Origin of the sequence: Yersinia sp. 2545 StPb PI, from assembly GCF_052217125.1 — a bacterium.
In the GTDB taxonomy this organism is placed as follows: Bacteria; Pseudomonadota; Gammaproteobacteria; order Enterobacterales; family Enterobacteriaceae; genus Yersinia; species Yersinia enterocolitica_E.
The window spans coordinates 4,611,714-4,627,419 of record NZ_JAZGPY010000001.1; the positions used below are offsets into that span (position 1 = coordinate 4,611,714).

Here is a 15,706-nt window from a genome sequence, read left to right on the forward strand (position 1 = left end):
TGAATCAATAACCAAGGCTCTTCTTAGATTCGTATTCCTGTTTAGCCGTATCAGGCTGTAACAGACGAGATTCTGTCTGGATAAACTTAGGCGGTTGGGTGCCATCTTTCTTCAGCGCAATTAATGCATCGAAAGCAGGGCCTGCCATATTCGGTGTCAACTCAACAGTAGCATTAGCCTCTCCGCTACTCATCGCTTTAAAAATATCAGGAACGCCATCGATGGATACAATTTTGATCTCTGAACCTGGTTTCAACCCGGCTTCTTTAATGGCTTGAATGGCACCTATCGCCATATCATCGTTATGTGCATAGACAGCACAGATGTTCTTACCGTTTTGCTCCGCTTTAATGAAACTCTCCATTACTTCTTTGCCTTTACTCCGTGTGAAATCCCCGGACTGAGAGCGAATTATTTTTACGTTAGGTGCCGACGCTATCCCGTCAGCAAAACCTTTCTTACGGTTAATAGCCACACTCGAGCCAACAGTGCCTTGTAGTTCAACAACATTACAAGGTTTACCTGCCACATCTTTCAGTAGCCACTCACCAGCGACTTTACCTTCATATACACTGTCTGAAGCCACTGCGGCGGTGTACAGGGAGGGGTCATTCACCTCTATCATTCGGTCAAGCAGGAATACCGGGATTTTAGCTTCTTTCGCTTCCTGCAAAACCGGTGTCCAACCCGTTGCAACCACAGGAGCAATAAAAATGGCATCAACACCCTGAGCAATAAACGATCTAACAGCCTTGATTTGGTTCTCTTGTTTTTGTTGAGCATCCGCGATTTTTAATGTAATACCGCGCTTTTCAGCCTCTTGTTTAGAAACCTTAGTTTCCGCAGAGCGCCAACCGGACTCTGAACCAATTTGAGAAAAACCCACGACTAGCGGAGCCGCTTGGACTGCACTACACATTGCCGCTGTTACAGCTGCTGCTAACAGTAAACGCCTGTACATATTTCTCTCCTCACTTGTCATCGTCGAGCCGCTGACTCACTACCATTCCGAAGAACAGTTAAGGTAATCATTCAGGTCATTTACTGTCCTGAGCATCGGCCAATTTGCAAATTATGTTGTTCTAAAAGCATATGATGTTTTTTAAGGTGAGCTTCCTGATAGCTAAAATGTTAATTAGTTTTAGTACATTTTGTAAAAGTAATAATGAGCAACGTCACACCACAGAATAACAATCGTTTTGTACATAAATTCAGCTAAATAGGTATGCATTGGGAACGTTACCTTTTAAAACTTTGTCAGGTTTAAAAAAGAACTGTTGTTAATGGCAGAATATTGTTCGAACAAAAAGATCTTTTCGGAATTGGTAAAATGGATGGAAAATATGAGGGAATAGAGGCCAGAACAGAGGTCAAGATAAAAGCAGAACTATGTTAAAGAAGTAGTGTAAGTGTATCGACGTATCATAAATGTACTAATTACGATTTTTGGGCATAAAAAAACCCCTCGCTTTCGCGAAGGGCTATTTATATGGCAGGGGCGGAGAGACTCGAACTCGCGACACCCGGTTTTGGAGACCGGTGCTCTACCAACTGAGCTACGCCCCTAAATTATGCTTAACATTATGCCTGCTAAGATAAGCAGGCATAATTTAAATAAGTGGCGGAACGGACGGGGCTCGAACCCGCGACCCCCTGCGTGACAGGCAGGTATTCTAACCAACTGAACTACCGCTCCACCGATTCTTTTACGCGTATCTTCCCGATACTTACCCTTGACAGGGCCAGCGCTCCGCGCTGTGCAAAACCGCTCTAAGCGATTTTGTCAGTTACCAGATGTCACTCTGGTAACTCGTGTTTGATGCCTGGCAGTGTCCTACTCTCGCATGGGGAGACCCCACACTACCATCGGCGCTACGGCGTTTCACTTCTGAGTTCGGCATGGGATCAGGTGGGACCACCGCGCTATGGCCGCCAGGCAAATTCTGTCTAAACTAAACCCGCTATATGTCTCCACACAGCCAGCCAGCCCAATCTCGGAACTTCGCTGAAAATTTCTATCTCTCAAATCTAAAACACCTTTGGTGTTGTAAGGTTAAGCCTCACGGATCATTAGTACTGGTTAGCTCAATGCATCGCTGCACTTACACACCCAGCCTATCAACGTCATAGTCTTTAACGTTCCTTCAGGGGGCTTAAAGCCCCAGGGAAGACTCATCTCGAGGCAAGTTTCCCGCTTAGATGCTTTCAGCGGTTATCTCTTCCGAATTTAGCTACCGGGCAATGCCATTGGCATGACAACCCGAACACCAGTGATTCGTCCACTCCGGTCCTCTCGTACTAGGAGCAGCCCCTCTCAATCTTCCAACGCCCACGGCAGATAGGGACCGAACTGTCTCACGACGTTCTAAACCCAGCTCGCGTACCACTTTAAATGGCGAACAGCCATACCCTTGGGACCTACTTCAGCCCCAGGATGTGATGAGCCGACATCGAGGTGCCAAACACCGCCGTCGATATGAACTCTTGGGCGGTATCAGCCTGTTATCCCCGGAGTACCTTTTATCCGTTGAGCGATGGCCCTTCCATTCAGAACCACCGGATCACTAAGACCTACTTTCGTACCTGCTCGAGCCGTCACTCTCGCAGTCAAGCTAGCTTATGCCTTTGCACTAACCTCACGATGTCCGACCGTGATTAGCTAACCTTCGTGCTCCTCCGTTACTCTTTGGGAGGAGACCGCCCCAGTCAAACTACCCACCAGACACTGTCCTCACCCCGGATCACGGGGCCGAGTTAGAACATCAAACATTAAAGGGTGGTATTTCAAGGTTGGCTCCATGCAGACTGGCGTCCACACTTCGATGCCTCCCACCTATCCTACACATCAAGGCTCAATGTTCAGTGTCAAGCTATAGTAAAGGTTCACGGGGTCTTTCCGTCTTGCCGCGGGTACACTGCATCTTCACAGCGAGTTCAATTTCACTGAGTCTCGGGTGGAGACAGCCTGGCCATCATTACGCCATTCGTGCAGGTCGGAACTTACCCGACAAGGAATTTCGCTACCTTAGGACCGTTATAGTTACGGCCGCCGTTTACTGGGGCTTCGATCAAGAGCTTCGCCTTGCGGCTGACCCCATCAATTAACCTTCCAGCACCGGGCAGGCGTCACACCGTATACGTCCACTTTCGTGTTTGCACAGTGCTGTGTTTTTATTAAACAGTTGCAGCCAGCTGGTATCTGCGACTGGCTTCGGCGCCGGGAGCAAGTCCCATTACCTAATGCCAGCGTGCCTTCTCCCGAAGTTACGGCACCATTTTGCCTAGTTCCTTCACCCGAGTTCTCTCAAGCGCCTGAGTATTCTCTACCTGACCACCTGTGTCGGTTTGGGGTACGATTTAATGTTACCTGATGCTTAGAGGCTTTTCCTGGAAGCTTGGCATCAACTACTTCACCACCGTAGTGGCTCGTCATCACACCTCAGCGTTGATAAGCAACCGGATTTACCAAGTCGCTCCGCCTACATGCTTAAACCGGGACAACCGTCGCCCGGCTAGCCTAGCCTTCTCCGTCCCCCCTTCGCAGTAACACCAAGTACAGGAATATTAACCTGTTTCCCATCGACTACGCTTTTCAGCCTCGCCTTAGGGGTCGACTCACCCTGCCCCGATTAACGTTGGACAGGAACCCTTGGTCTTCCGGCGTGCGGGTTTTTCACCCGCATTATCGTTACTTATGTCAGCATTCGCACTTCTGATACCTCCAGCAACCCTCACAGGTCACCTTCAACGGCTTACAGAACGCTCCCCTACCCAACAACACCTAAGTGTCGCTGCCGCAGCTTCGGTGCATGGTTTAGCCCCGTTACATCTTCCGCGCAGGCCGACTCGACCAGTGAGCTATTACGCTTTCTTTAAATGATGGCTGCTTCTAAGCCAACATCCTGGCTGTCTATGCCTTCCCACATCGTTTCCCACTTAACCATGACTTTGGGACCTTAGCTGGCGGTCTGGGTTGTTTCCCTCTTCACGACGGACGTTAGCACCCGCCGTGTGTCTCCCGTGATAACATTCTTCGGTATTCGGAGTTTGCATCGGTTTGGTAAGTCGGGATGACCCCCTAGCCGAAACAGTGCTCTACCCCCGAAGATGAGTTCACGAGGCGCTACCTAAATAGCTTTCGGGGAGAACCAGCTATCTCCCGGTTTGATTGGCCTTTCACCCCCAGCCACAAGTCATCCGCTAATTTTTCAACATTAGTCGGTTCGGTCCTCCAGTTAGTGTTACCCAACCTTCAACCTGCCCATGGCTAGATCACCGGGTTTCGGGTCTATACCTTGCAACTAGACGCCCAGTTAAGACTCGGTTTCCCTACGGCTCCCCTATTCGGTTAACCTTGCTACAAAATATAAGTCGCTGACCCATTATACAAAAGGTACGCAGTCACCCAACAAAGTAGGCTCCCACTGCTTGTACGTACACGGTTTCAGGTTCTATTTCACTCCCCTCGCCGGGGTTCTTTTCGCCTTTCCCTCACGGTACTGGTTCACTATCGGTCAGTCAGGAGTATTTAGCCTTGGAGGATGGTCCCCCCATATTCAGACAGGATGTCACGTGTCCCGCCCTACTCATCGAGTTCACAGCAAGTGTGTTTTGGTGTACGGGACTATCACCCTGTACCGTGCGACTTTCCAGACGCTTCCACTAACACACAAACTGATTCAGACTCTGGGCTCTTCCCCGTTCGCTCGCCGCTACTGGGGGAATCTCGGTTGATTTCTTTTCCTCGGGGTACTTAGATGTTTCAGTTCCCCCGGTTCGCCTTGCATGGCTATGTATTCACCATGCAATAGTGCAACGAATTGCACTGGGTTTCCCCATTCGGGTATCGTCGGTTATAACGCTTCATATCAGCTTACCGACGCTTTTCGCAGATTAGCACGCCCTTCATCGCCTCTGACTGCCTAGGCATCCACCGTGTACGCTTAGTCGCTTAACCTCACAACCCAAAGGTGTTTTTCGTTATTGGTGTGGCTGTGAACACACTCTGCTATGTTGTGCAGTGCGCGCAATCCTCATGAACGTTAAGTTCACTCCGGTTGCTGTGCGCTGTACGCCTTGCTGAGTGTCTTCTCGCTCACACTGCAACAATGATTACCCATTGGCATTGCGATTATTTGAGAGACTCTAATACAGGTTAATCCTTACCTCAGTCATTCTACGGAGAGATAAGTTTCAGCTGTATTGTTTCAATTTTCAGCTTGTTCCAGATTGTTAAAGAGCAATATTTCACAACACACTGTGCCTTACGGCCGCAGTACGTTTTGAAATAGTTTTTTTATATGGTGGAGCTAAGCGGGATCGAACCGCTGACCTCCTGCGTGCAAGGCAGGCGCTCTCCCAGCTGAGCTATAGCCCCATATAAAAAGCAAAATACCTTATCGGCATAACTCATTCTCAGACAAGGCGCAGTCACGCGACGTTTATGGGTATAAACGAGTGTGTCTGTAACGCACTATGAGGATGAGTTGGTGGGTCTGAGTGGACTTGAACCACCGACCTCACCCTTATCAGGGGTGCGCTCTAACCACCTGAGCTACAGACCCAACAAGGTACTAAAGCCCGACTAATCTCTCAGTCCGGCCTTATTTGCTCGTTACTTTCTATCAGACAATCTGTGTGGACACTACGCAATGCGTATCGTTAGGTAAGGAGGTGATCCAACCGCAGGTTCCCCTACGGTTACCTTGTTACGACTTCACCCCAGTCATGAATCACAAAGTGGTAAGCGCCCTCCCGAAGGTTAAGCTACCTACTTCTTTTGCAACCCACTCCCATGGTGTGACGGGCGGTGTGTACAAGGCCCGGGAACGTATTCACCGTAGCATTCTGATCTACGATTACTAGCGATTCCGACTTCATGGAGTCGAGTTGCAGACTCCAATCCGGACTACGACAGACTTTATGTGGTCCGCTTGCTCTCGCGAGTTCGCTTCACTTTGTATCTGCCATTGTAGCACGTGTGTAGCCCTACTCGTAAGGGCCATGATGACTTGACGTCATCCCCACCTTCCTCCGGTTTGTCACCGGCAGTCTCCCTTGAGTTCCCACCATTACGTGCTGGCAACAAAGGATAAGGGTTGCGCTCGTTGCGGGACTTAACCCAACATTTCACAACACGAGCTGACGACAGCCATGCAGCACCTGTCTCACAGTTCCCGAAGGCACCGAAGCATCTCTGCTAAGTTCTGTGGATGTCAAGAGTAGGTAAGGTTCTTCGCGTTGCATCGAATTAAACCACATGCTCCACCGCTTGTGCGGGCCCCCGTCAATTCATTTGAGTTTTAACCTTGCGGCCGTACTCCCCAGGCGGTCGACTTAACGCGTTAGCTCCGGAAGCCACGCCTCAAGGGCACAACCTCCAAGTCGACATCGTTTACAGCGTGGACTACCAGGGTATCTAATCCTGTTTGCTCCCCACGCTTTCGCACCTGAGCGTCAGTCTTTGTCCAGGGGGCCGCCTTCGCCACCGGTATTCCTCCAGATCTCTACGCATTTCACCGCTACACCTGGAATTCTACCCCCCTCTACAAGACTCTAGCTTGCCAGTTTCAAATGCAGTTCCCACGTTAAGCGCGGGGATTTCACATCTGACTTAACAAACCGCCTGCGTGCGCTTTACGCCCAGTAATTCCGATTAACGCTTGCACCCTCCGTATTACCGCGGCTGCTGGCACGGAGTTAGCCGGTGCTTCTTCTGCGAGTAACGTCAATCAACCGTGCTATTAACACGATTGCCTTCCTCCTCGCTGAAAGTGCTTTACAACCCGAAGGCCTTCTTCACACACGCGGCATGGCTGCATCAGGCTTGCGCCCATTGTGCAATATTCCCCACTGCTGCCTCCCGTAGGAGTCTGGACCGTGTCTCAGTTCCAGTGTGGCTGGTCATCCTCTCAGACCAGCTAGGGATTGTCGCCTAGGTGAGCCATTACCCCACCTACTAGCTAATCCCATCTGGGCACATCCGATGGCGTGAGGCCCTAAGGTCCCCCACTTTGCTCTTGCGAGGTCATGCGGTATTAGCTACCGTTTCCAGTAGTTATCCCCCTCCATCAGGCAGTTTCCCAGACATTACTCACCCGTCCGCCGCTCGCCGGCAAAGTAGTAAACTACTTCCCGCTGCCGCTCGACTTGCATGTGTTAGGCCTGCCGCCAGCGTTCAATCTGAGCCATGATCAAACTCTTCAATTTAAGATTTGTTTGATTTGCTGCTAATAAAAGCAGCGATGCTCAAAGATTACTTTCTGCAAATATGCATTCGAACCGAAGTTCAAATGTGTACTGCTTTGGTCACTCTTCAAGACTTTGATATTTCTTCTGCCTGCCGAAACAGGCTTCGATATCGTCTTGCGAGTGCCCACACAGATTGTCTGATAAATTGTTAAAGAGCGTTCGTTACCCGTTTGCCTTTCGGCGAATCTTACGGTAACGCGGGAGGCAGATAATACGCTTTCCCGCTGAAGAGTCAAGAGTTTCTTTGGTTTCTTTCGAAGTCAAAATCATTCTTTTCGCTTTCTGACCCGGCGAAGTATGTTTCGTTGTTCCCAGTCAGTGGAGGCGCATTATAGGGAGTTCCTGACAGCCTGCAACCCCTAATTTGAAAAAACTTTTCAACCGCTGAATCTTTAGTCAAAACGCCTTTAAATTGGCAGTTTTTGCAGCACCGGGAAGCCATAACCCTGCAAAACGGGTAATAAAACGTCAGTATCTGCATTCAACGCCATGCAGTAAGCAATATTATCTTCCTGAGAAGAAACTACATTTTCTTGAGAAGAGATGAGCCAAGCAGTGCGACGAGCAATTGCGGCACCGGAATCGACCATGCGAGTACCTTCAGGCAACACTTGCGCCAACTCTTCTACTAATAGAGGGAAATGAGTGCACCCCAATACAATGGTGTCCGGCGGCTCACGCATTGCCAACCATGGGTGGAGGATTTTCTTTAATGTTTCGATAGGTACAGCACCACCATGCAACTTGGACTCTGCCAGTTCCACCAGCTCAGATGAACCCAGCAATTCAATTTTGCAATCGGTAGCAAAGCGCTCAATCAAGTCCCGTGTATAGGAAGCATGTACCGTGCCACGGGTAGCCAATAAGCCAACAACACCATTGCGGGTTAATCGCACCGCCGGTTTGATAGCAGGAACAACCCCAACCACAGGGAATGCAAAGCGTTCACGTAAAGCAGGAAGTACTACTGTGCTGGCGGTGTTACAGGCAATGACGACGATTGCCAGCGGATGGCGCTGCTGCACCGCAGTGACAATTTCCAGAACGCGTTCAACGATAAACTCACCGGACTTCTCCCCATAAGGGAAAGCGACATTGTCGAAAGCATATATATAGTGGAGATCCGGCAACAACTGCCGAATCTCTTGATAGACAGATAGCCCGCCAACACCTGAGTCAAAAATCAGTGCTGTCGGGCGAGGGGCAGTATCAGCCTTAGAAGTTATAGCTTCCGGTGAGGTAATACTCTCGTCCAGCGGTTTTATAGCCATAAGCCGTTTCGTAATCTTTATCAAACAGGTTAGCAATTCTACCACGAACTGTAAGATGAGAAGTAACCGGATAACTCGCTGAAACATCTACCGTGCTATAACTCGGTAATTCACGTTGAGTCGAGCTATAGGCTGAGGTGCTATTGTCATAGCGTTTACCGTAGTACTGATAAGAAACGTCCATATCCAGATTGAACATTGTCCAATCTAATTGATACTTGGCTTGCTGTTTAGAACGACGGGCTAAAACTTCATTATTCTTATCATTACGCGGATCCATATATTGCAATGTGATCTGGTGATTGAAAATGCCGGTATCGACGCTACCTGTCCATTCAACCCCTTTTATCGTTGCCGAATCAACATTGTAATACTGCCCTTTGTATGTATTTGGGTCGGAGAAGTAATCGATCAGGTTTTCAATTTTGTAGCGATAAGCAGACAAACGCCAATCAAGTGGGCCAGTCAATCCTTCCAGACCTGCCTCCCATTGGCGGGACTCCTCAGGTTTCAAATCACTGTTTGATATGATATCAAAGCGCTGCGAACCATACTGCTGACCCAGTGACGGGGCCAAAAATCCTGTTCCATAGGATAATGTCGCACGATAATCGGGGATAAATTCCCAACCTGCGGCGGTTTGCCAGGTCTCATGCCAGCCAAACTGCTCATCTTTATCTTCGCGGCCCGAGGCTTCCAGCGTCACACTACCAATCTTCTGCTGCCCGCTAAGATACAAACCGGTATTATCCCGCTTATATGCATCAGAGATAGTGGTACTCGATGAGGTCAAACGCTGTTGCTGCCAGTCAACGCCAGCACTCAGCGTTGCACTCTCAAAACTGTATGTATTACCCCATTGCACGTTACGCTGATCCATATCGTCCAGCGTAGTCGCCTCACCATAACGCCCATATTGGCTGCTGTAGTTATAATCTTTGTATTTCTGATAGCTACCGATTAATTGAGAGGAGAAAGCCCCCGCAGCATAACGTAGCCCTGCGTCATAAGTATGGTTATATAATCGCTCCTCATCGCCACTGTAAGCAGGGGAAGAAATACTGCCAACATCGTAATCAGTATTATTGGTGTAACCATAACCTCTGACGAAACCGGATATATCTTGGTTGAACTGATGCTCTAGCCCTGCCCAAAAATTTTTATTACGAAAACCATCCCGATCGCTATCCACTGGATTAGGTGAGTCGGGTTTAATGTTAAAACCGTTCGTGGTTTGATAGCCGCCCGCTATCGTCGCTAAAGTATCACCAAAACGTTGGCGAACGCTGCCGTCATATTGCTGATAACCTTTAGAACCAACCCCGGCATTAATCTGCCCACCTTCCTGGTCTGACTGTGTAATCACGTTAATTACACCACCAATCGCCCCAGAGCCATATACGGCAGAGCGAGGCCCGCGAATATATTCAACACGTTGCACCAGAGAGAGAGGTATTTGATTAAAGTCGACACTATTGATGATACCGGTTCGCGCCAGAGGAATGCCATCGATCAGCACTAATACATGGCGGGCTTCGGTACCACGGATATACATAGAAGAGCCTTGGCCTAGCCCCCCGGTTTGGGCAATATCCACGCCAGGTAGCCGGCGCATCACTTCATTGAGGCTTTTTGCCTGCCAGCGGTCGATATCATCACGCGTTACTACATCGGTGGGTGCCAATACCGTGGAAACTGGCTGTTTGAAACGGTTGGCGGTAACCACCATTTCGTCTTTATTACCTGTTGTGGTGCTGTCCTGGGCCCATCCAGAAAATGCCGTCACAGAAAGGGCTGTGATCAGCGTATATTTTTTAATTGTCATGAATACAAGCATCCAAACTCAATTGGCGGATGCCGCAGTGCCATGGCCGATAGTTCGCGACGACCACGCATATTGCGACGTAATACCGGCAGGTCTTCGGGCTTGGGATCTCTGATGTCACGTCTTCTTCATTACTTAAATGAATTAATACCGTGAAATAGAGCTGGCGATGACTTCCCGCCCTTGCGGACAGTGTCTGGTTGAAACCTATCGCCGTAACTTCCCCTTACCGCTGCGCGTCAGCTCCGGATTTACACCGGATTCCCTTTTAACTCGTAGGTGTTTAAGTAACAGCATGAGGCCGGACCGCAATGCTACGATCAAGTAAAATAGATGTCTAGACTTCCATCCTCGTTATAGGGAATAAACACAACAAAACTGGACATCACTCCCACTTTCCCTACAATCCGCAGCAATACCTCTCTTTTATAATGGCCAGACGAGAAGAAACATGACTCCCGACATCCTGCCAACAGACAGTTACGACCAACAACTGGCGGAAAAATCTGCCCGTCTTCAGACGATGATGTTGCCGTTTCAGGCACCTGCTGCGGAAATATTCCGTTCTCCGGCAGAGCATTACCGCATGAGAGCCGAGTTTCGCGTTTGGCACGATGAAGATGACTTGTACCACATCATGTTTGACCAGCAGACCAAACAGCGTATCCGTGTTGAACAGTTCCCGGTGGCAAGTTTGTTGATCAATCGTCTGATGAGTGCGCTGATGACGGCCATCAGGGCCGAACCGATTTTGCGGCGTAAACTGTTCCAGATTGATTACTTATCTACCCTAAGCGGTAAATTGATCGCCTCTTTGCTGTATCACCGTCAATTAGATGAAGAGTGGCAGCAGAAGGCGCTGGAATTGCGTGAAAAGCTACGCGAACAAGGTTTTGATCTGCAACTGATTGGCCGGGCATCGAAAACTAAAATCATGCTAGATCACGACTATATCGATGAAGTGTTACCGGTTGCTGGGCGTGAAATGATTTATCGTCAGGTGGAGAATAGTTTCACCCAACCGAATGCAGCGGTGAATATTCATATGCTGGAATGGGCGATTGATGCCACTAAAAACGCCAGCGGTGATTTATTGGAGTTGTATTGCGGTAATGGTAATTTCTCGTTGGCGCTAGCACGCAATTTTGCACGGGTGTTGGCAACAGAAATCGCTAAACCCTCAGTGGCAGCAGCACAATACAATATCGCGGCAAATAATATCGATAACGTGCAAATTATCCGCATGTCGGCTGAAGAGTTTACCCAGGCAATGCAAGGTGTACGCGAGTTTAACCGTTTGAAGGGTATTGATCTGAGCAGTTATAACTGCGAGACCATTTTTGTCGATCCCCCGCGCAGCGGGCTGGATAGCGAGACAGTCAAGCTGGTACAAGGTTATCCGCGTATCCTTTATATCTCCTGTAACCCTGAAACGCTGTGCGCCAATCTGGAACAGTTACAACAGACACATAAAATCAGCCGATTAGCACTGTTCGATCAGTTCCCCTACACCCATCATATGGAGTGTGGGGTATTGCTGGAAAAGCGCGGCTGACAGGCAATAGATAAGTAAAAGGGCAACGCGATGTTGCCCTTTTTCGTTTTAAAACATATCGCTTTCAGGTTATTGCGGCTGCTGGTTATCCGAATTATCTGGCTCAGATTCTGATTGCACCAACTTACGTGCTTTTAGCTTAAACAAGATCCAGAACACCAACACGACACAGAGAATAGAAGGAACGAAATTAGAACCAATTGCCGGATGCTCAACCCGAACAATCGCGCTATACAGCAAAATCCCGAGCAGGAAACACGCGGAGGCCAGTACTGGCAAGCCATGTGGCATGGCGAAATTGAGGTAGCGCTGATGCAAACAATATACGGCTAATATTAACGTTAGCAGCGGAAAAACTGAAAAAGGCACAAACGCGCTGAATAACGTGTTAAATGAACCATTTATTGCCAGGCCAGTAATCAACGCCAGCAGCAGGGTGCCGATTTCACGGCGAGACTGTTCCATCATTTTCCTTACCTTATTAAGTGCGAGATACGGCGAGTTTTTCCTGCTCGCGGCGATACCAATAATAAGCGCCCTTGGAGATCATCCGCAGTTGTAAGACCAAGCGTTCCTCTAACTGTCGCCGTTGTTCAATATCCACGTCCAGCACTTCTGCACCAGCACTGAAGACAATTGTGACCATGGCCTCAGCCTGAGCTTCAGTGAAGCTGCGTGGCATGTGGTTTTCCAATTCGAGGTAATCTGCCAGCTCAGCAATAAAATGCTGAATTTCACGAGCCACTGCGGCACGAAATGCGGCGGACGTGCCGGAACGCTCGCGCAGCAATAAGCGAAATGCATTCGGGTTATTACCGATAAATTCCATAAATGTAGATACGGAGGTACGGATAACACTGCCGCCCTTGGCAATCCGCTGGCGAGCCTGACGCATCAGTTGGCGCAACATCAGGCCGCTTTCATCGACCATTGTCAGGCCAAGTTCGTCGACATCGCGAAAATGCCGGTAGAAAGAAGTCGGTGCGATACCAGCTTCGCGAGAGACTTCCCGCAAGCTAAGGCTGGCGAAACTCCGCTCAGCGCTCAGTTGGCTGAACGCCGCTTCGATAAGGGAACGACGAGTCCGCTCTTTTTGTTGTGCTCTGACGCCCATAATCGTGCCCAAGGGATATCCAAATTCTCAATCTAAGATATATAGTCAGCAATATACCAAACTTTATAGTAACAACCGTTATACAAACGTATCATCCCAATACTGAATTGCCGCTTTACAACACACATCACGGTGATTTACCCATGGTTGATTGATTTATACCTGTCATCTTTCAATTTACAGATGTGTTGGCTGCATCTTGAAATCTATTGGGTATCTGGTTGGGATGATGTTAATGTATCGTTGTAATTTTGTATAAGAATAGGTCTCTCCTACATGCAACAGCACTTCCATTTTGATGCCATTGTTATTGGCTCGGGTCCTGGCGGTGAAGGTGCCGCTATGGGGTTGGTCAAGCAAGGTGCCCGTGTTGCCGTAATTGAACGGTATAATAATGTGGGCGGTGGATGTACCCATTGGGGCACTATCCCTTCCAAAGCTTTGCGCCACGCCGTTAGCCGTATTATCGAATTCAACCAAAATCCACTCTACAGCGACAATGCCCGAACCATCAGTTCTTCTTTCGCTGATATTTTAAACCATGCTGATCGTGTTATTAATCAACAGACACGTATGCGTCAGGGTTTTTACGATCGCAATCACTGCCATATGTTTTCAGGCGATGCCAGCTTTATTGATGCCAATACTATCAACGTGCGTTATGCCGATGGCACCAACGATACACTACGCGCTGATAACATTGTGATTGCTACAGGTTCACGCCCCTATCGCCCGGCGAATGTTGATTTTAGCCATGAACGGATTTACGACAGCGATACCATTTTACAGCTCAGCCATGAACCTCAGCACGTCATTATCTATGGCGCAGGGGTTATTGGTTGTGAATATGCTTCAATCTTCCGTGGTTTGAGCGTCAAAGTTGATTTAATCAATACCCGCGACCGCCTACTGGCCTTCCTTGATCAGGAAATGTCAGATGCCCTCTCTTACCACTTCTGGAATAACGGTGTCGTTATCCGTCACAACGAAGAGTTTGAGCAAATTGAGGGAACCCTTGATGGGGTTATTGTCCATCTGAAATCAGGTAAAAAGGTCAAAGCAGACTGCTTGTTGTATGCCAATGGTCGTACCGGTAATACCGGCGGTTTAGGGTTGGAAAACATCGGCCTGGAAGCTGATAGCCGTGGTCTGCTGAAGGTCAATAGCATGTACCAGACAGCGCTGCCCCATGTGTATGCGGTGGGTGATGTGATTGGTTACCCGAGTCTGGCCTCTGCGGCCTATGATCAGGGGCGTATCGCGGCACAAGCAATGATCAAAGGCGAAGCCAACGTTCATTTGATCGAGGATATTCCGACGGGTATTTACACCATCCCGGAAATCAGTTCGGTTGGGAAAACCGAGCAAGATTTGACCGCGATGAAAGTGCCCTACGAGGTCGGCCGGGCGCAATTTAAACATCTGGCGCGCGCGCAAATCGTCGGGATGGATACCGGTAGCTTAAAAATCCTGTTCCATCGAGAAACCAAGCAGATCTTGGGTATTCATTGCTTTGGCGAACGTGCAGCGGAAATTATCCACATCGGACAGGCGATTATGGAACAGAAAGGAGAAGGTAATACTATCGAATATTTCGTTAATACAACCTTCAACTATCCGACGATGGCTGAAGCCTATCGTGTGGCAGCACTGAACGGTTTAAACCGCCTGTTCTAGCTTTTCCTTTATAACATCTGGATTCATACGCGGTTGCATGTGTTCACGTATCGCCTCGGCCAGTTGCTCATAGCGGCCACGCAGTGGGGAACCGGGGCGGTACACCAACGCGATAGTGCGTTTAGGCACAGGCTTGTAGCACTCCAGATAGCATACGCCATCACGCTTGCGCTCATTCGGTACCGCCAACGACGGCAGCAAAGTAATGCCGCTCCCCGCAGCCACCATATTACGCAGAGTTTCCAAACTGGTGGCGCGGAAATGGGTGTCTTCCTCTGCACCGGCCTGGAAACAGAAGCCCATCGCCTGATCGCGCAGGCAGTGGCCATCTTCCAACATCAATAATTTCTCACCCGCCAGCTCATGCATTTGCACTCTGTCACGATCGGCCCATGGATGATCGGCATAAATAGCCAGGCTCATCGGCTCATCAAATAGCGGAACTTCGATAAAAGCTTCGGTCTCTTTGACCAGTGCCAGAATGGCACAGTCCAGCTTGCCACTGTCCAACTGAGCCAGAAGATTCTGGGTTTGTGCTTCATGCAGATACATTTCCAATTTCGGGAATGCCTTATGCAACATGGGAATGATTTGCGGCAACAAATAAGGCCCGACAGTAGGTATCAGGCCGATATGCAGTGGACCGGACATGCTTTCGCCCTGCAAGCTGGCCATCTCTTTCAGTACCTTTACTTCTCGCAATATAGTTCTGGCTTGTTCCACTAGCAACAGCCCAGCCTGCGTAAACAAGACCTTACGGCTAGTGCGCTCCAGCAACATCACGCCCAACTCATCTTCCAGCTTACGAATCTGACCACTTAATGTGGGTTGGCTGACATGGCAAGAGTCGGCAGCACGCCGGAAATGCCTGAATTCAGCCAGCGCCACCAAGTATTCTAAATCACGAATATTCATCTGTGCTCCGCTTTATGATAGCCATTGACGATAGATAAGATAGCAATCAGTGATTAGATCTATCAAGTGATAAAATGAATAATGTGCCCCAACGAAAA

Annotated in this window: 8 protein-coding genes, 4 tRNA genes, 3 rRNA genes and 1 riboswitch; of the genes, 2 read left to right on the forward strand and 13 right to left on the reverse strand. The window is 49.0% G+C overall.

Annotation, left to right across the window (positions count from 1 at the left end; genetic code table 11):
* Positions 1-4: 4 nt before the first annotated feature.
* The 10 genes from ytfQ to btuB all read right to left on the reverse strand — a co-directional run bounded on the left by ytfQ (position 5) and on the right by btuB (position 10,347).
* The gene (ytfQ, locus tag V1955_RS21400) at positions 5-961 is read right to left on the reverse strand and encodes a galactofuranose ABC transporter, galactofuranose-binding protein YtfQ (RefSeq protein ID WP_005162730.1); all 957 of its coding nucleotides are present in this window, start codon (positions 959-961) and stop codon (positions 5-7) included.
* Positions 962-1,490: 529 nt separating this feature from the next.
* Positions 1,491-1,566, reverse strand: a tRNA-Trp gene (locus V1955_RS21405).
* 53 nt (positions 1,567-1,619) lie between these two features.
* Positions 1,620-1,696, reverse strand: a tRNA-Asp gene (locus tag V1955_RS21410).
* Positions 1,697-1,821: 125 nt separating this feature from the next.
* Positions 1,822-1,937 (reverse strand): 5S ribosomal RNA (gene rrf, locus V1955_RS21415).
* A gap of 112 nt (positions 1,938-2,049) precedes the next feature.
* A 23S ribosomal RNA gene (locus V1955_RS21420) occupies positions 2,050-4,957 on the reverse strand.
* 344 nt (positions 4,958-5,301) lie between these two features.
* Positions 5,302-5,377, reverse strand: a tRNA-Ala gene (locus tag V1955_RS21425).
* Positions 5,378-5,487: 110 nt separating this feature from the next.
* Positions 5,488-5,564 (reverse strand) — tRNA-Ile (locus V1955_RS21430).
* Positions 5,565-5,666: 102 nt separating this feature from the next.
* Positions 5,667-7,209: ribosomal RNA gene (locus V1955_RS21435) — 16S ribosomal RNA — on the reverse strand.
* Together the 16S, 23S and 5S rRNA genes with 4 tRNA genes alongside form the textbook arrangement of a ribosomal RNA operon.
* 449 nt (positions 7,210-7,658) lie before the next feature.
* Positions 7,659-8,522, reverse strand: a complete 864-nt coding sequence (gene murI / locus V1955_RS21440) for a glutamate racemase (protein WP_083161826.1) — start codon at positions 8,520-8,522, stop codon at positions 7,659-7,661.
* A complete protein-coding gene (btuB, locus tag V1955_RS21445; protein ID WP_442821377.1) occupies positions 8,467-10,347 on the reverse strand; it encodes a TonB-dependent vitamin B12 receptor BtuB in 1,881 nt (626 codons plus the stop codon). Before btuB ends, murI begins: the two co-directional genes overlap by 56 nt.
* Before the next feature lie 70 nt (positions 10,348-10,417).
* Positions 10,418-10,668, reverse strand: a riboswitch (cobalamin riboswitch).
* A gap of 130 nt (positions 10,669-10,798) precedes the next feature.
* Between btuB and trmA the strand changes: the two genes are divergently transcribed.
* Complete coding sequence (trmA, locus tag V1955_RS21450) at positions 10,799-11,902, forward strand: tRNA (uridine(54)-C5)-methyltransferase TrmA (RefSeq protein ID WP_442821378.1); 1,104 nt, start codon at positions 10,799-10,801, stop codon at positions 11,900-11,902.
* Positions 11,903-11,971: 69 nt separating this feature from the next.
* Here the strand turns inward: trmA and V1955_RS21455 are convergent, their stop codons facing one another.
* On the reverse strand, positions 11,972-12,370 hold the full coding sequence (locus V1955_RS21455) for a YijD family membrane protein (protein ID WP_083161822.1): 399 nt from the start codon (positions 12,368-12,370) through the stop codon (positions 11,972-11,974).
* 13 nt (positions 12,371-12,383) lie between these two features.
* A complete protein-coding gene (gene fabR, locus V1955_RS21460) occupies positions 12,384-13,016 on the reverse strand; it encodes an HTH-type transcriptional repressor FabR (RefSeq protein WP_005192099.1) in 633 nt (210 codons plus the stop codon).
* A gap of 276 nt (positions 13,017-13,292) precedes the next feature.
* Between fabR and sthA the strand changes: the two genes are divergently transcribed.
* Complete coding sequence (gene sthA / locus V1955_RS21465) at positions 13,293-14,693, forward strand: Si-specific NAD(P)(+) transhydrogenase (RefSeq protein WP_083161820.1); 1,401 nt, start codon at positions 13,293-13,295, stop codon at positions 14,691-14,693.
* Here the strand turns inward: sthA and oxyR are convergent.
* Positions 14,676-15,608 (reverse strand): DNA-binding transcriptional regulator OxyR, encoded by a 933-nt coding sequence (gene oxyR / locus V1955_RS21470; protein WP_083161818.1) that lies wholly within the window; start codon positions 15,606-15,608, stop codon positions 14,676-14,678. The genes sthA and oxyR overlap by 18 nt on opposite strands.
* Positions 15,609-15,706: the final 98 nt, after the last annotated feature.